The sequence below is a fragment of the Wolbachia endosymbiont (group A) of Eristalinus aeneus genome, assembly GCF_964026915.1.
Classification (GTDB): Bacteria; Pseudomonadota; Alphaproteobacteria; order Rickettsiales; family Anaplasmataceae; genus Wolbachia; species Wolbachia pipientis.
On sequence record NZ_OZ034712.1, the window covers coordinates 295,315 to 312,727 of the forward strand.

The window sequence follows — 17,413 nt, forward strand, 5'->3', positions numbered from 1 at the left end:
ATGGAATGAATCGCGGTATGACGTAGCTTCGCTATAGGCAATGAAGGAAATATTAACTATACTTCTTTTTACCATTGTTTATATTTCCTATTCACATATATTAATATTTTACTCACTTAAAGTAAGCTAACTACCGTTATTAATATTTTTGTAATAAAAATTGTATATGGTGCATGTAATCAAATTAAGAGGAAGATTGTGGAAATTACGCCATCAATAAAAAAAGAATTGAAGCAAAGTACTCTATATGTTTGCCTAGAAAAATGCAAAAGTGCATTTTGGTTTATCTTTTGGTTTAGTGCGGGAATCAATTTATTAATGTTATTCCTACCACTTTATACCTCTCAAGTGCTTGATCGGGTGATATCGAGCGAAAGTGTATCAACACTAACTATGCTGACAATTATCACTTTATCTGCATTTGCATGTTCTGCAATGCTTGAAACTTGTCGATATTTAGCCATGGCAAAAATAGGTGATTGGATCGATAAAACTGCAACACCAGATCTGATAGTAAGGTCAATCAGGCTAACGTCAGTGCAGAGCTCAACTTCAAGTGGTGAAGCAATACGAGATCTCGGAGTGATAAAAAATTTCATTACAGGAAATGGTATATTCTCACTGTTTGATACTCCATGGTCGTTAATTTACCTTGTTGTGATTTTCATGATACATACCTCCACGGGGTTTATAGCTATTACTGGAATTATTATATTAGTCTCTATGGCAATATGGAATGAACTTGCCACTAAACGAATATTACAAGAAACCAACGAAGAAACTATACGGAATATCAATGCTATAGATGTTGCAACAAGAAATGCAGAAGTGGTTGAAGCTATGGGCATGTCAGAATTCATAGTCTCTGATTGGTGTAAACGAAATGATCAGAATCGAGCAATGCAAATTAAAGCACAAAATCGCTCTAATGTAATTACTGGAATCACTAAATTTTTGCGCTCAACTCTGCAAATATCAGTGATTGGAACAGGTGCATTACTTGCAATCACAGCTCATAAGACTGCCGGTAGCATCATCGCTGCTTCAATTTTAATGGGTAGAGTATTAGCACCATTTGATGCTGCGGTTCATACTTGGAAGTTTTTAAATCAGGCTAGAATGTCATATGGAAGGCTACAAAGACTTATATTAACATCGCCAAAAAGAGAGCAAACGATGGCTCTACCAGAACCTGAAGGAAAATTGGAATTTGATAGAGTATTTTTTACTCCTTATGGAAGCAATAAGCCGACAGTAAAAGGAATATCATTCATTATAGATCCTGGAGATGTAGTTGGTGTTATTGGTGCAAGTGCTTCTGGTAAATCCACTATCGCAAAATTAACTGTTGGTGTATGGAAGCCAATATCTGGTGTAGTCAGACTAGATGGCGCTGATGTATATACTTGGAATCGAGAAAATTTTGGTAATTATGTTGGCTACTTACCTCAGGATATTGAGTTATTTAACACTAGTGTCAAAGCTAATATTGCTCGCATGAGGCCAGATCCAAATCCTGAAGAAATAATCAAAGCAGCAAAAATTGCAGGAATACATGAACTAATACTAAGCTTACCAAATGGATATGATACAACAATAGGAGGTCCTGGAGGAGTAACGCTCTCTGGCGGCCAAAAACAGCTTCTTGGACTTGCCAGAGCTTTTTATGGTCACACAAAACTTTTAGTACTTGATGAACCAAACGCTAACTTAGATAGCAATGGAGAGGCATGCTTAATTAATGCAATTGGCATTGCAAGAAAACAAAATACTACTACTGTTATCATCACTCACAAGCTACCGTTATTGTCCGTAGTTGATAAGGTGATCCTCATGTCAGATGGTGTCATTTACGCTATGGGACCAAAAGATGAGATTTTGAGCAAATTAGTTGCTCCATCATCAAGTACCACAGAAGATGAGCGCTCTTCAGCAAATGGTTAGTTTACTTACAATAAATTCTGTATCTGAAATAACAACTGTTCCAGAAAAATATATATTTCTTTACCATTAGAAATAATATTACAAGAATAGTAAATAGATTAATAACTCTTATTAATTAAAGTCAATCGGCAGATATAGCTAAAGTGGCTTAGGTTTACCTACAATTTGAAAAACAACAAATTCGTCTTAATGAATTTTCTTAATTTGTTATCTAAATAACTTAATATTAGTGGTAATTTTATAAAAAAATTATAATATAAATAATGTTGCTGCGAAAATTTATAACAATATTTCCCTCTAACGTTTAATGAATTTCAATAAATTGCCTTTTTAATTCTAGATAAGTATATGCTTTGTTAATATGTTTAGTTCAAAATCCAAAAGTAAGTTTATGCTTTCTATTGGAGAAGAAGGCATAATGTTACTATATTTTAAAAATAATACTTTAAATAAAAGGTATTTTGTTAAGGGCAAAAACGATAAAGCAGTTTCCGATTTAATTTCATGTCTTTCGTCAGATAAAAAAGCACCTTTATACCTGGTGCTTAATCATGCAGATCAAAATTACTCGCTACAGTTTATTACAAGGGCAAACAAGATTAGTGCCTATCTATCAGCAAAAACAAAGATGGAGCATTTTTCTCGTAATAATGACATAAGTTCAGTTTTTTTGGTTGAGAAGCCAAACAAATTCAATCAAAACTGGTGCTATCTTCTTGTTTCATCAAAAGCAAAGCATTTAGTAGAATATTGGTTGAATGTGTTTATTGAGATAGGCTCCAACTTTAAGGGAATATTAATGTTTCCTATAGAAATAAGTAATATAACAAAAAAGATTCTACATAAAGATCCTAATAATTGGAAAATTATAGTTGCTGCAACTAAAACGGGAGGCTATAGACAAGTGGTTCTTAAAGAGAATAAAATGGTATTTACGCGCTTAACATCATTTACTAATGATAATTTACCAGGAATTATCGCTGGTGGAATATATCAGGAAGTGCAAGATACTATTCGATCCTTAACTAAGTTTGGGTTTGAAAAAAATAACCCTATCGACCTTTGTATCATAGTGTCAGAAGATATCAAAGCTAGTTTATCAGTCATAAATTTTTCAGAGAACAGTGTGAACATATTAACTCCATATGAGTTAGGCAAACTATTAGGAGCAGAACTAGCTATAAGTGAAAAAGATAACTTTTGCGATACCATAATTTTGTTTCATAGCTTTAAGAATAAATTAGCAGCTATTTTTAATACAAAGGAAACTAAAGAATTTTATCTATTCAATTACCTTTATTTAAACTCTCCTCGAATTTTTCTATACTTCGCCCTGGTTTTAGTTATAACAAACACCCTTTGTTTGCTAAATTTGTATTCAAATTTCAATGTCGCTGATAATTTATCAGCAAAGCAGAACACCTTAAATAACCAATTAACAAAACTTAGCCAAAGCTATAATGTAAAAAAAATAGATGAAATTTATGATTTTATTAATATCAATAATATTTTATCAAAAATAGAATACTCTCCTCTTACACAAGTTAAGTATGTAGAAAAGTTAAAAATACCAGGTATAGAGCTTCGATCATTTGAATGGAATTATAATGAGGCAAAAAGTTATATTACCACAACTTTAAAGTTTAATTTTCAATCCGGTAAAAATATTTCTCATCAACACGAGAAACTACGAAAAAATTTAAACGATAATTTTCGTACCTATGACATTAATATTTCTAGCTTACCTGCTGCTAAAGAGCAAAATCTATCTATTGATGTTGAAATAGGAGAGGCAATGTAGATTAATGACTATCTCTCAATTAAAAAGAAAAGCTACAATTCAGTTTATATCGTATTTGTTATTATCTGTTGGATTAATAGGGTTATTAACATATGTTGTTATCTATAACGAAAAGATTTATAATAAAAACCAAATTGCGATTGATAAAATACGTTCTATTAATTTACAGATTACTGGAATTCAAAAAAAGGAAGTTGTTCTAAATAAAAACCTAGATTTATGGAAAAAAATTTCTTCTTCAAATTTACATAGTAGCAGATACATTGCAAATTTAAATTTCGAGCTTAGCAAGTTATATAAAAAGCACTATATATTAGAACCTGAAATATCAATTTCTATACCCGAAGAAGTTGAGCTCCACAACAAAAGTGAACGCACAAAAGTAATAAAAAGTGAAGTGGTCCTAAATTTAAGCTCAATCAGCGATAAGCATATTTTTTTATTTCTACAGTCTATTCCAAATCTGCCCGGTTATGTTATGATCAAATCTCTTATTTTAAATAAGCAGAGAAATATTGATGCTGCAACTATGAATCAGATTTTGAATGGTAATATGATAGAGATAGTGAGAGCTAATATAGTCTTTGATTGGTATACTATATTAAGTAGATAAGGTGATGAACATAAAGCTGTTTTTTATTTTTACGCTACTCATTTCCAATGTTAATGCATATTGCAGTTGTGAAGATATCATAGAAAGCATAGAAATTTGTAAGGAGTATTCTTGCCGACAATATATTGGCAATGAAGATTTTATTGAGCATAAAATATTAGGATTAAATAGTGGAAATTTATGCGTATATATAGAAAAACAAGGTAATGATGAAATGGTTTGTCATCATTCTCAGTATGGAATGATGATAGAAAAAAGATATTTTGAAAGTATTCTTAAAGTTGGCAATCAAGAAATCGACGATTTTATTGATATAGCAAATTTGCGTGCAAAAGAGTGTTTCTTTATCAACAATCAAAAACTAAGCTATACAGATCGGGACGATATAATAAGAGAAGCAGTGGAAAGTGACTTTGACGTTTTGTCACAATATAGTAACGTAAAAAGCATTTTTTTTGATGAAGAGCCAGTTAATAGAATGGTCAATGAAATGGAAAAGTTCAATTTACGATCTTCAAGAGCTGCAAAAGAGGAGGTATCAGATAATTTCAACGGTAAGGTAGTGAGTTTAGACTCAATTTTATATCTTTCTCCCGATACATGGAAAATATGGGTAAATGGAAAACTGTTTATAAATACCAAGGATTTAAAAGTGCACTCAGTCACTGAAAATTATGTAACTTTTGTATGGACCGTAGATCAAAAAGCAATAAAAAAGCATGCGAATGATTCTCAAAATGTATATTTTGGATATGGGAGTATTATGTTTACGCTTTATCCAAAACAAAAATTTGACTTGGATGGCTTATCTATTAAATAACTTAAATATATATGCGCTTGTAGCTCAGTTGGATAGAGCGTTGCCCTCCGGAGGCAAAGGCCGTGGGTTCGAATCCCTCCAAGCGCACTTTTAATTAAATTTGACAATAGTATTTTCACATAAGATAATAAAAGGATTTATTTAGAGCATAATTATGTCTGGTGGTACCATAAACAAAGTCATACTAGTTGGTAATTTAGGAAAAGATCCTGAAATTAGGACTACACAAAATGGAAAAGAAATGGCAAGTTTTTCAATAGCCACGTCTGAAAGTTGGACTGACAAACTTTCCGGTATGCGCTCTGAAAAGACAGAGTGGCATAATATCGTAATTTTTAGTGAAGGATTAGTAAAAATCGTCAAAGATTTTGCACGCAAAGGCAGTAAAGTTTATGTTGAAGGTTCTTTGAGAACTAGAAAATGGACTGACCAAAACGGTGGTGAAAGATACACAACAGAGGTGGTTCTATATAATTTTAATAGCGCTCTTACTCTCTTGGATTCACGAAATAGTGCGCCAAATCCTGATTACAAGCCAAGTGAATACAAACAAGGTGAAACAGGACAAAAAGATAAACACGAAAGTTTTGACAACGATATAAAAGATGAACTACTCGATGATGAAATACCATTTTAACAATTTAAATTGAAATCTACATTTTTATGGACTGCTTGTATTACTCCTTTTAATTGCAATGGAGATAGCATAGATTATAGCAGTTTGCAGCGTTTACTGACAATGCAAGTTAAAGCTGAAAATGGCGTAGTGTTGCTAGGTAGCACAGGTGAGAGCCTATCGCTTACTGATTCTGAAAAGCGTACATTAGTTGAATTCGTATGTAAGCTAAAATTAAATACGAAAATTATAATTGGCGTACCAGGAGTGAATCTATATCAGACTCTTGAATGGCTTGATTTTTGCAAGGGTATGCCTATTCATGGCTATCTAATGACAACTCCCATTTATGCAAAGCCCGGAATTATGGGGCAGACTTTATGGTTTGAAAAGCTACTTGAAAAAGCACATGTGCCGGCTATGTTTTACAATATTCCATCGAGAGCAGGAGTGAGTCTTCATGCTGAAACTGTACGCAACTTATCCAGTCACGAAAAATTTTGGGCTATCAAAGATTCAAGTGGCACTGTTGATACTTTAACTCAGTATAAGAAAGTTGCACCAAATATTGAGGTCTTTTGCGGAGATGATAATATGATATCTGATATGGCCGCTTATGGTGCGGCTGGCCTGGTTTCCGTTGCTGCCAATGTTTGGCCACGCATAGCGCATGAATATGTTAAGAAGTGCCTCAATGGCAGGAACCCTCAGGCAGATATCTGGCAACAGGCTTGCGAAGCGTTATTTATTGCCAGCAACCCAATACCCACTAAAGCACTTTTGCATGATATTGGGCTCATAGAACATCAAACTGTCCGCCTACCACTCAGCACAGAAGACTTGCCTTCTGTTGAAAAATTGAGGCAAGTCAATAAAATGATTCTTGGATGGAAAGAATTGGCTACTCTCTAAATAGTCTTGCAACTTTGATTTAATATACAATCCAAGTTTCATTTGAACACTCCCAAACTTATCACTTTATGCCACTGGTCTTCATCTAAAATTTCTACACCTAATTCCACTGCCTTTTTATATTTGGATCCTGGTTTTTCTCCTGCAATTAGGTAGTCAGTTTTAGCAGAAAGATGTGAGCTGACCTTTGCTCCTAGAGTTTTGGCTCTTACTTTTGCCTCTCCTCTACTCATAGCAAGTAGCTTACCAGTAAACACTATAATTTTATTATTTAAAACAGAGTTACTAGAGTTGGAGCTCACAGGAAGAATTTGAAGACAAGCAGTAAGATCATTTAACATTTTGATGTTATGTTCCTTAGAAAAAAATGATTCCAAAGATTCAGCCACTTTTTTTCCTATGCCGTCTATACTGACTAGCTCAGTATTATCTGATGACAGTTCAATCATCGAATTATACCAGTTATTATAAGAAACATAATAATCTGCAAGCAATTCTGCTGCAACTTGACCAATAAATCTAATACCTAAAGAAAATATAAACCTATCTAGAGTTATTACCCTTCTGCTTTGTATAGCATTTAATAAATGAGCTATTGATTTCTTGCCCCAACCAGACTGTTCTTCCAGATTAAATTCATCCAATCTTTCTTCTAAAGTAAAAATATCGGGAATTTGTTTTATCAGACCAAGGTCGTAAAAAAACTCTATCTGCTTATCACCAAGGCCAACAATGTCAAATGCATCTTTCGATACAAAATGCTTTAGTTTTTCTATTATTTGAGCTTTACAGGCAAATTCCTCAGGACATCTTACTGCAGCCTCTCCCTCAACCTGACGTACTTTACTACCACATTCAGGGCATACTTCAGGAAACACAAATTCAGGTGTATTTGGAAGACGAGAATCTCTGCTTACTTCAACGATCTGGGGAATTACATCCCCTGCCCTTTTGATTGTTACAATATCTCCCTCTCTTATGTCTTTACGTTTTATCTCATCTTGGTTATGCAGACTTGCTCTACTAACTAGCACCCCACCAACATTGACTGGCACTAAATCTGCAACTGGAGTTAAAACCCCTGTTCTGCCCACCTGTATAAATATCTTGTTTAACTTTGTTTTTGCATAAACCGCAGAAAACTTGTATGCAAGTGCTGAGCGCGGTGCTTTGTGAGTATTCCCTAGACGATTTTGTAGTACCAAATCATTTACTTTATAGACTATTCCATCAATATCATAATCCAAGTTATAGCGACAGTTATAGACTTCATTATAGAACTTCAGCATTCCATCTAAACTACTCGTTAAGGACTGATGCTCATTTACGCAAAAACCAAGTGCCTCAAGCTTATTTAGTACCTCACTTTGACTTTTCTCTGCTCCACCAATCAAAGAATAAGCAAAATATCTAAGAGGTCTGCTTGCTGTAATGTTTGCATCCAATTGCTTTAGAGAACCAGCGGCTGCATTTCGAGGATTGGCAAATTCATCGTTTTCATTTAACTTTAAAAAGTCGCTGTTACTGATGTATATTTCACCTCTTACTTCTAGTCTTCCTTGCACACCTTGCAAAAACTTAGGAAAGCCTTTTATTGTTGCAACATTGTGAGTGACATCTTCTCCTACAAAACCGTCACCTCGAGTTGCAGCTTTAACAAATCTTCCATCCTCATAAATTGCAGAAAACGACAACCCATCAATTTTTGGTTCACATAATATCTCTATTTTGTCCTCAATTAAAAACCTCTTTATTTTAGACAAAAATTTCTCTACACCTTGTTCATCATAAGCATTCTCAAGGGAAAGCATAGGTTCTTGATGTTCCACCTTAGAAAACCTCTCATCAGGTGGAGCACCAACACTATCTTGTGTTGCATAAATTTCTGGCTCTATTTCAGCTAACTTTTTCTTCAGTTCATCATATTCAGCATCACTTATTTCTGGCTTATTTTTTTGGTGATACAAAACATTATGATAATTTATTTGATCTTGCAGTTTTTCTCTCATCTTTTCTAAGTTAGTCATGATACCAATATAATGCTACATTAGCCTTTGTCGTCAAGCCATGAATTTTCTTGAATTCATCATATGGTCTCAAACATCAAAGGTGCCACAATGCTATAGCCATACTTATTCTTCTTTTGCTCAATTGTATTAGCAGATCTCGCTTGCTTTAGCCGTACATTTATATAAAATTAAAATAAATTAGAGTAAACAATATTGCTGTTTAAATGCTAACAAGATTCGCTCCAAGCCCAACTGGCTACCTCCACGTAGGAAACGTACGAACTGCCTTGGTTTGTTGGATGTACACACGCAATCAAAATGGAAAATTTTTACTCCGTTTTGATGATACTGACCTTCAGCGTTCAGATGTCAAATATATAAATGATATCATACAAGATTTGAAATGGATTGGTATCAATTGGGATGCAAATTTCAAGCAATCAGAGCGCTTTGAGCGTTACAATGAGGTGTTTTTGCAGTTAATAAAAGAAGGGCATATTTATGCATGCTATGAAACAAGAGAAGAGTTAGACATTAAACGAAAATTGCAGTTAAAACAAGGACTTCCCCCTGTATATGACAGAAGCGCGTTACTTCTAACTGAGCAAGAGAAAATTAGTTATGAGCAAGAAGGAAGAAGACCACATTTTAGATTTAAGTTGGATAGAAATGAAGTTGTTAAATGGAATGATGAAGTTAAAGGTGAAATAAATATTGCAACAAGTCACATCAGCGATCCTGTGGTAAAAAGAGAAGATGGAATTTACACATACATGTTACCTTCTGTTACTGATGATGTTGACTTTAATGTAACTCATATTGTACGCGGGGAAGATCATGTAACTAATACCGCAGTGCAAATCCAAATGATTAAAGCATTAAAAGCGAAAATCCCTACATTTGCTCACCTTTCTCTGCTACATTTTGATGATAGCAAAATATCCAAGCGAACCGGCGTGCTGGACATTAAATCTATAAAAGAAGATGAAATTGAACCGATGGCACTAGTTAGTTATTTAGTGAAGCTTGGAACATCCAATCCAATTGAAGCTTGCGCCTGTATGCAATCTTTGATTGATTCATTTGACATTAAAAAATTTAGCTCAGCATGTACGCAATTTAGCTTGAGTGAAGCATACAAGCTAAATAGCAAAGTGCTGCAACAAATGCCATTTGAAATTATACAAGAACGTTTAAATCAAATTGGAGTGGACTCCTCAGAGTTTTGGTATTTTATAAAGAACAATATAGAAAGGTTTTCTGAGGTGGCCAAGTGGTGGAAAATATGCAAATCCGATATAGAGCCTGTGATTCTTGATAAGGAGCTTATAAAAATTGCGTTCAATGCATTGCCCCAAGGTGATTGTAATGAAAACACGTTGTCAGAATGGGTCAAAACTATTCGACAAACAGTGGATATAAAGGCAAAAAACCTATTTACGCAGTTGCGTTCAGCTTTAACAGGAACAGAAACAGGACCAGAGCTCGCTAAATTATTAATTTTTATCGGCAAAGAAAATATCATTGCAAGGTTAAAAGAAAAGTGAAAACTAAAGAATTATAGCTAATGCAATCCCTACGTCATACCGCGATTCATTCGCGGTATCTCAGCCGCTAACAAGAGATCCCGCTAGCGGGATGACGGTTGTCGTTTAGCCATAAACATTAAGAAATTTACCAAATGAAAAAAAAGGCAAAAGAAGCCCCGTGGTTATTATCCGCTTTAAAATATTGGCGTTTTTTATGTTTTAAACGCTTGACAAGCGAGATTCAGCCGCTTTTAATTGCAACTATAGTATTTTCTAAAATGAATGATAAATTTCCATTATGGTATTACCAACCAAAAGTTGTAAGTCTGTATATTTATGCATTAAAGGTCTGAGGCGGCTTTTGATGGTATTCCAACAATGCTCTATAGGGTTCAAATCTGGTGAATATGTTGGTAGATAGAGCAAACGGCATCTAGCATTATCTATTAACTCCTTTGTTTTGGGAGTTTTATGGAATGTGGCATTGTCCATAACTATTGTAGTACCATGTGGCAATTTAGGTAATAACATCTTCTCTAACCATGTATTGAATACCTCTTTGTCACACCCACCTTTGAAAGTCATTGGTGCAATAAATCTCTTTCCAATCCACCCGCCTATTATACTGATTCTCTCTCGTTTTCTTCCTGGAATATCTGCATAAATTTTCTTTCCTATTGGAGCACGTCCATACTCTCGGTATAACCTATTATCAACTCCTGCTTCATCTATATATAAGATGCTGGAATGGTCTATTTTTGAGATTTTATCGGTAAATCGCTGCCTATCTTCTTGATTGCGCTCTTGATATAGTGTAACTTTTTTTTAAAGTAATTCTTAGCTGTTTCAGCCTATACCAAATTGAATTTATTCCAAATCCAAGATTTTGTTTCATCTCTGCCAGCGTATGATCTGGATTCTTTTTAACATATTCTTCGAGTATTTTTGGGTCTATTTTTCGAATAAAGCTGCCGTTTTTCGATGGCCTTAGGCTTTCACCAGCGGCTTTCTTTCTTAACCAGCGGTACAGAGTTGCTATTCCTATCTCCAAAAGCTCTGCCACCTCAACCTTTGACTTCCCTTTTTCTATCATCGATACTGCCCTTTCCCTTAAATCCACACTATACGCCATTATAACTCAAATAGCTTATTATACCTTTATCATTTACTTTGGGAAGTACTATAGCTATAGAAACGAAAAAACTTACTTGACACATTTTGCTGGAATGATACAAGTTATTATTCAAACAACAGTTATGCAAGAGATCTGATTACATCTAAGCTAACAATGGACCACTAGATATATTACTAATCACGTTGACCTGATTTAATATTTTATTAGTGGGATTGAAATAATTTTCTATAAATTCCTTATATATAGCTGTTAACTTGTGTATATCGTTTACTAATACGCATTCGTTTATCTGATGTGCGGTTTTGTTGATTATACCAAATTCAATCACTGGACAAACATCTTTGATAAACGCAGCGTCAGATGTGCCACCACTTGTGCTCAGCGCAGCATCAATACTGGTAACTTTATTTATCGCATCAAGCATAATATCAGTATTTCTATCGGGAGTAGAGAGGAAAACGTCCCTGCTGCTATGCACAGAAAGTTTATAATCGTTAGTTACACTGGAGCATATTTCATCAATCAGCTTATATAAGCCACCCGGTGTTTGTTCATTGTTATATCGAATGTTAAAACGTGTAGTTGCTGAACCAGGTATTAGATTGCTAGTATTATTTCCAACATCGATAGTAGTAACTTCGCAATGTGAAGGCTGAAAATATTTATTACCATGATCAAAAGTAGTATTTTTTACCTTACTCAATATCGATATTACCTTATATATTGGATTATCTGCTAGGTCTGGATAGGCAACGTGCCCTTGTTTTCCATGGCAAATTAATTCAAATGTTACAGAACCTCTTCTGCCTATTTTTATGGTATCACCTAATTTCTCACTACTGGTTGGTTCAGCAACCACACAGAAATCCACCTTTTTTTGCTTACTTTTCATCCATTCCAAAACTGCCTTTGTTCCATATTCTTCCGTGCTTTCTTCAGCACTGGTAATCAATGCACTTATCGAACCATTAAATTGAAACTTCTCTGCAATCAAATTTACCATAGCAGCAATAAACGCAGCTACTCCGCTTTTCATATCAGCCGCCCCTCTTCCATATAATATACCATCCCTCACTTCTGGATTAAATGGACCAAATGCCCAATCTTTTAACTGACCCGGTGGTACAACATCAACATGCCCAGCAAAGCACAAATTTGGTACTCCATTTATATATTTCGCATAAAGATTTTTAACTTTATCACCAAACTCTAAAATTTCACAATCAAAGCCACTCTTCTTGAAGATTGTTGCTATATACTCTATTGCCCCGCCGTCCCTTGGTGTTATACTCTCAAAAGAGATCAATTTCTTAGTTAGCTCTACAGGGTCAATTTTCATGTCAATCTTAAAATACTTATATTGCTATATTGTAAACACTCTATGCACTATTTAAAACAAATATTACATCAAGCCGAACAAACTTTTCTAAGGGAAGTAATAACAGATTACCACCTTGCTGATGATATCTATGAAATATGCACACGACACGGAAATGACATCTTTCTAGTTGCAGATGAAAATACAGCAAAACTTTTAAACAAAAACGTATTTAATAAAATTTCTCATTTAATTATTCCAGCCCCACCTGTCATTCCAGTGTCACGCGCTGGAATGACACCAGGTGGAGAAATGACACCAAGCAGAGCTGCCTCTCTTGAAACCGTAAATCTAGTTAGAAACAAAGCAAAAGACAGTGACTTAATAGTTGCATTTGGTAGCGGCACTGTTAACGATATCTGCAAATATGCAAGCTACCTCGAGAAAAAAGATTATATATCGTTCCCAACAGCCGCTTCTATGAATGGATATACCTCTGCAAATGCTTCAATATTAGTAAATGGATATAAAAAATCGTTCAAAGCACATCTTCCAAGAGCAGTATATATAGATATAGACATACTTGCCAATGCACCACTGCGTCTCACATTAAGCGGATTTGCAGATTTCATTTGTCGTTCAACAGTTCAGGCTGACTGGCTACTATCTCATTTGTTGCTTGGCACAGAATACAATGAATTACCTTTTACACTTGTTCGCGATTTGGAGCAAATTTTGCTAAGAGAGTATACGGCGCTTACTAAAAGAAGTAGAAAAGTGGTCCTATTACTTATGGAAGTTCTACTAATTTCAGGACTTGGAATGGTAATATCAAAAGGCAGCTATTCTGCAAGCCAAGGAGAGCATATGATAGCTCACGCAATGGAAATGGTAACAAGAGATCATTCCTTACTACATGGCGAAAAAATTGCTGTTACGACGATTACCATGGCTAATTTGCAGGAAAAGATATTATCAATACAAAACCCGATTATCAAACCGACCACTTTAGATGTAAAACATATAACTCAGTGCTTTGATAATATCGAATTTGTAAGAACTTTTGAACAGAAGCAAATTATGCAGCAAAAAATCCAAGAGATTATTTGTAAAGAATGGCATAATATTTCCAGTTTAATTAAGCAAAATTTACTACCTGCAAAACACCTGCAAAAAATATTTGAAGATCTATCAATTCCACACTTACCAGAGCACCTCAGTTGGAATAAAGAACAATATTGTAAAGTGGTCGATCTTGCGTTTACAACAAGAGATAGATTCACCTTTCTTGACTTAGCTAACTGCATAGAAGAAAGTTAAGTTTTGTAGTGAAATTCTGTCATTTAAAGAGATCATAGGCCAAAAGCTAAACCCTTTTCACAATTTCTTATCCATTGTCTCTTCACCTGAGTGGATACACAACTCACTCCAAGTAGTTGACACTGGGTTTCACCAATAGCACTATCTTGCTAAACATAGTTTAGTGCGAGTGGCTGAGGAGGGACTCGAACCCCCGACCAAGAGATTATGATCCTCCTGCTCTACCAACTGAGCTACTCAGCCTAATTGAAAACCTTGCTATACATGTGACCTACATGTTTTGTATAGTATTTCAAATCAAACAAAGATTCAAGTTTTTCCGAGTTAATAACCTTAAGTAAGAGTTTATCTTGTTTCAATTCGGCCAGAAAATCACTGTTGTTTTGTTTCACTTTCATTGCATTGCTCTGAACAATTTTATACGCCTCTTCCCTCGCCAAACCACTATTTACTAACTCAAGCAATACACGCTGTGAGAAAACTAAACCTTTTGAAGAATTTAAGTTCTTTTCAATGTTTTCCTTATTGATCACCAATTTATCTATCAAATCTGTTAATCGCACTAAAGCAAAATCCATTGTTATACAAGCATCAGGAGCAATGCATCTTTCCACAGACGAGTGTGATATATCACGTTCGTGCCACAATGCAACATTTTCTAACGCAGGAAACACATAGCTGCGTATTAAACGTGAGAGCCCAGTTAAATTTTCACTTAAAATAGGATTACACTTATGCGGCATAGCAGAACTCCCCTTTTGCCCAGTGGAAAAATGCTCAGAAATTTCGCCGATTTCAGTTCTTTGCAAATGACGAATTTCAATTGCAATATTTTCCATTGAGCTTGCAATCACTCCCAAAACTGAAAAGAACATGGCATGTCTATCACGAGGAATGATTTGAGATGATATGGTTTCAGGTATGAGTCCCATTTCTTTCGCTACATACTCTTCAACAAACGGATCAACATTTGCAAAATTGCCTACCGCACCTGATATTTTACAAATTGAGATTTCTTTTTGCGCGCTAATTAATCTCTGATAATTGCGTTTAAATTCAGCATAAAATCTGGCAAATTTTATTCCAAGAGTTGTTGGTTCTGCATGCATTCCGTGACTGCGTCCAACACAAACAATATCTTTATAGTCCTCAGCTTTTTTTTTCAATGCTGCAAGTAAATTTTTTAGATTCTCGAGCAAAATATCACAGGACTCTTTCAGTTGCACCGCAAGGCATGTATCCAAAACATCAGAACTTGTCATTCCATAGTGGAGATAACGAACATCAACTCCCGCTTTTTCAGCAACATATGTCAGAAAAGCTATAACATCATGTTTTACAATGGATTCAATTTCGTTGATACATTCAACATCAAATTCAATAGCACCAGAGAGGTTCTCAGCAATATTATTCGGAATCACTCCTAACTTTGCTTGAGCTTCACACGCTAATTTTTCTATTTTAAGCCATATATTAAATTTATTATTTTCCTCCCAAATGGAAGACATTTCTTTTCTGCTATAGCGGGGAATCATTTTTGATTTATTCCAATAATGGTGTCATTCCAGTGCGTGACACTGGAATCCAGATATAAAAGTATTTGCAAATTATTCAATGGACAACGGATTCTAGAAGCATAAAATAATGTCCATGATGAAATAAACTGGATCCCAGTGTCACGCACTGGGATGACAGGAGGGGAGCACTGGGATGACACCAGCTTAGCCATGGCAGACATTTCTTTTCGGCTATAACAAGGGATCAGCTATCATCACCATCAGCAGCTTCTTTATTCGCATCTTGCTCTGCCTCTTGTTGCTCAGATTTCTGATTTTGCAATTTTACTTGCCTTAGCTCATTTGCATCTGTTTCGGATTTCACGACGTATATAGTAATTGGTACTACTACTTCACTATGTAATTCTACGTTTACTTGGTATTCACCCAAGTTTTTGATGCTTATTCCACCAAAAGATAAACTACGGTGATCTATCACATGTCCTTCTTGTAGTAAAATTTTCGCAATTTCACGTGTTGTTACAGAACCAAAAATTTTACCATCCTCTGAAGCTTGCTTTATTAATACCACAAACTTATCATGTAGTGACAACGCAAGCTCTTTTGCTACATTTAATCTTTTTATATTCTCTTCTTCCAGTAATAAACGTTGCTCCTCTAGCTTTGTTAAATTTTCCTTGGTAGCTTTCACCGCTTTTCTTTGTGGAAAAAGAAAATTACGTGCATAACCTGGTTTAACTTTGACAACTTCACCAAGCTTACCTAAAGTCCTTATATTTTCCTTTAAAATTATCAACATAAATTACCTAAACTTTTTTAGTACAGTAAGGAATAAGAGCTAAAAAACGTGCCCTTATAATCGCTAAGCGTAACTTCCTTTGTTTTTTTGCACATACGCCTGTTAATCTTCTAGGTAATATCCTACCATAGTCAGAGGTAAACTTGGATAATAAATCTATATTCTTATAATCTATGTCTTCATCTTTAGACGCAGCAAGAGGGCAAACTTTAGAACGCCTAAAGCCAGTCCTATTATTTACAGATACGTAAGAATTATTAAAACTATTTCGTCTTTTCATCATTATGCGCTTTGCTCCTCAATTTGTTTATTCATCATATGAGATTTACCTTCAAAAATTTTATCAACCTGCACAGGAAAGTGGCGAATAACGTTCTCATTAAGTTTCATTCTACGCATAAATTCATCCAGAATGCTTGCAGTAGAACTTATGCACATTATACAATAATGACCGCTCTTCATTTTATTTTTGTGATATGCAAAATCCAAAAGACCCCAATGTTCATACTTGATTAATCCTGATGCTTCAATGTTTTTCAAAAGCATTTCCAACGCTTTGCTCGATTGAGTTGGACCGTTTATTCTAAAATCTTTCAAAATATCTTGAAAAATCTTTATTAGATGTTCTGAAATATTTCTCTTCAAAGCATTTACTGCGTTATGGATAAACGCACTTTTAGTACTGCCTCCTAGAAATTTTGTAAAATCTTGCATTATTCCTAAATCTTTTAGGTCATCTTTCAACTCTTTATCGATTTTTGACTTCACTTCTTTCAAATTTGAAAGATCTTCTTCCAATTCAACCCATAAAATTTTTGTAAGATCTTCCAAGAAATCAGAGTAAGCAACTAGACCTTCTTTAATGTTTTCAGCACGCACTTCTAACTCTTGTGTTGTAAGCTTGTCATTTCCTTTTTTCAGAATATCCCTGATTTGCTGGAACATAACATCTGCTTTAATATTTTTCAATGAAACAGCTAGCTCTTGGACCATCTCCTCTACTTCTTGCTGTAACAATCCTTGTTGTGCTATAAAAGTAAATTCATAAAGATTCACTATATCTTCCTTTAATACCGATTA

At 34.7% G+C, this 17,413-nt stretch carries 16 protein-coding genes and 2 tRNA genes; 9 read left to right on the forward strand and 9 right to left on the reverse strand.

Features of this window, described 5'->3' with window-relative positions:
* Nucleotides 1-198 precede the first annotated feature (198 nt).
* The 7 genes from AAGD62_RS01540 (at nt 199) to dapA (ending at nt 6,706) form a co-directional block, all read left to right on the forward strand.
* Nucleotides 199-1,944, forward strand: a complete 1,746-nt coding sequence (locus AAGD62_RS01540) for a type I secretion system permease/ATPase (protein ID WP_015589192.1) — start codon at nt 199-201, stop codon at nt 1,942-1,944.
* Between the two features lie 361 nt (nt 1,945-2,305).
* Nucleotides 2,306-3,745 carry a hypothetical protein gene (locus AAGD62_RS01545; RefSeq protein ID WP_196770124.1) on the forward strand — a complete coding sequence of 480 codons (1,440 nt, stop codon included), beginning with the start codon at nt 2,306-2,308 and terminating at the stop codon, nt 3,743-3,745.
* A 4-nt stretch (nt 3,746-3,749) separates the two neighbouring features.
* On the forward strand, nt 3,750-4,358 hold the full coding sequence (locus tag AAGD62_RS01550) for a hypothetical protein (RefSeq protein ID WP_015589194.1): 609 nt from the start codon (nt 3,750-3,752) through the stop codon (nt 4,356-4,358).
* Nucleotides 4,359-4,362: 4 nt separating this feature from the next.
* Entirely contained in the window at nt 4,363-5,178 is an 816-nt protein-coding gene (locus tag AAGD62_RS01555; RefSeq protein ID WP_010082449.1) for a hypothetical protein, read from the forward strand.
* Between the two features lie 13 nt (nt 5,179-5,191).
* Nucleotides 5,192-5,265, forward strand: a tRNA-Arg gene (locus AAGD62_RS01560).
* A gap of 67 nt (nt 5,266-5,332) precedes the next feature.
* Nucleotides 5,333-5,815 carry a single-stranded DNA-binding protein gene (gene ssb / locus AAGD62_RS01565; protein WP_155969077.1) on the forward strand — a complete coding sequence of 161 codons (483 nt, stop codon included), beginning with the start codon at nt 5,333-5,335 and terminating at the stop codon, nt 5,813-5,815.
* Nucleotides 5,816-5,824: 9 nt separating this feature from the next.
* Nucleotides 5,825-6,706: a 4-hydroxy-tetrahydrodipicolinate synthase gene (gene dapA, locus AAGD62_RS01570; RefSeq protein ID WP_155969079.1), complete on the forward strand. Its 882-nt coding sequence runs from the start codon at nt 5,825-5,827 to the stop codon at nt 6,704-6,706.
* 38 nt (nt 6,707-6,744) lie between these two features.
* On the opposite strand, the gene ligA is transcribed toward dapA, so the two are convergent.
* Nucleotides 6,745-8,733: an NAD-dependent DNA ligase LigA gene (gene ligA, locus AAGD62_RS01575; RefSeq protein WP_155969081.1), complete on the reverse strand. Its 1,989-nt coding sequence runs from the start codon at nt 8,731-8,733 to the stop codon at nt 6,745-6,747.
* Between the two features lie 206 nt (nt 8,734-8,939).
* On the opposite strand from ligA, the gene gltX reads away from it, so the two are divergent.
* Nucleotides 8,940-10,262: a glutamate--tRNA ligase gene (gene gltX, locus AAGD62_RS01580; protein WP_155969083.1), complete on the forward strand. Its 1,323-nt coding sequence runs from the start codon at nt 8,940-8,942 to the stop codon at nt 10,260-10,262.
* A gap of 255 nt (nt 10,263-10,517) precedes the next feature.
* Here the strand turns inward: gltX and AAGD62_RS01585 are convergent, their stop codons facing one another.
* From AAGD62_RS01585 to dapE, 3 genes are all read right to left on the reverse strand, one after another.
* Nucleotides 10,518-11,009 carry an IS630 family transposase gene (locus AAGD62_RS01585; protein WP_155968340.1) on the reverse strand — a complete coding sequence of 164 codons (492 nt, stop codon included), beginning with the start codon at nt 11,007-11,009 and terminating at the stop codon, nt 10,518-10,520.
* Between the two features lie 19 nt (nt 11,010-11,028).
* Nucleotides 11,029-11,376, reverse strand: coding sequence for an IS630 transposase-related protein (locus AAGD62_RS01590; RefSeq protein WP_155968342.1), 348 nt, complete (start codon nt 11,374-11,376; stop codon nt 11,029-11,031).
* Nucleotides 11,377-11,521: 145 nt separating this feature from the next.
* Nucleotides 11,522-12,718, reverse strand: coding sequence for a succinyl-diaminopimelate desuccinylase (dapE, locus tag AAGD62_RS01595; protein WP_155969091.1), 1,197 nt, complete (start codon nt 12,716-12,718; stop codon nt 11,522-11,524).
* A 42-nt stretch (nt 12,719-12,760) separates the two neighbouring features.
* On the opposite strand from dapE, the gene AAGD62_RS01600 reads away from it, so the two are divergent.
* Nucleotides 12,761-14,017, forward strand: a complete 1,257-nt coding sequence (locus tag AAGD62_RS01600; RefSeq protein WP_155969089.1) for an iron-containing alcohol dehydrogenase — start codon at nt 12,761-12,763, stop codon at nt 14,015-14,017.
* Nucleotides 14,018-14,187: 170 nt separating this feature from the next.
* Here the strand turns inward: AAGD62_RS01600 and AAGD62_RS01605 are convergent.
* The 5 genes from AAGD62_RS01605 to AAGD62_RS01625 all read right to left on the reverse strand — a co-directional run bounded on the left by AAGD62_RS01605 (nt 14,188) and on the right by AAGD62_RS01625 (nt 17,389).
* Nucleotides 14,188-14,260: transfer RNA gene (locus tag AAGD62_RS01605), tRNA-Met, on the reverse strand.
* Nucleotides 14,260-15,552, reverse strand: a complete 1,293-nt coding sequence (purB, locus tag AAGD62_RS01610) for an adenylosuccinate lyase (RefSeq protein WP_155969087.1) — start codon at nt 15,550-15,552, stop codon at nt 14,260-14,262. The genes AAGD62_RS01605 and purB overlap by 1 nt, the downstream gene beginning before the upstream one ends.
* Before the next feature lie 226 nt (nt 15,553-15,778).
* On the reverse strand, nt 15,779-16,333 hold the full coding sequence (gene rplI, locus AAGD62_RS01615) for a 50S ribosomal protein L9 (RefSeq protein WP_007548891.1): 555 nt from the start codon (nt 16,331-16,333) through the stop codon (nt 15,779-15,781).
* A 7-nt stretch (nt 16,334-16,340) separates the two neighbouring features.
* Nucleotides 16,341-16,616, reverse strand: coding sequence for a 30S ribosomal protein S18 (rpsR, locus tag AAGD62_RS01620; RefSeq protein WP_007548890.1), 276 nt, complete (start codon nt 16,614-16,616; stop codon nt 16,341-16,343).
* Nucleotides 16,616-17,389, reverse strand: a complete 774-nt coding sequence (locus AAGD62_RS01625) for a 30S ribosomal protein S6 (RefSeq protein WP_155969085.1) — start codon at nt 17,387-17,389, stop codon at nt 16,616-16,618. Before AAGD62_RS01625 ends, rpsR begins: the two co-directional genes overlap by 1 nt.
* Nucleotides 17,390-17,413 lie beyond the last annotated feature (24 nt).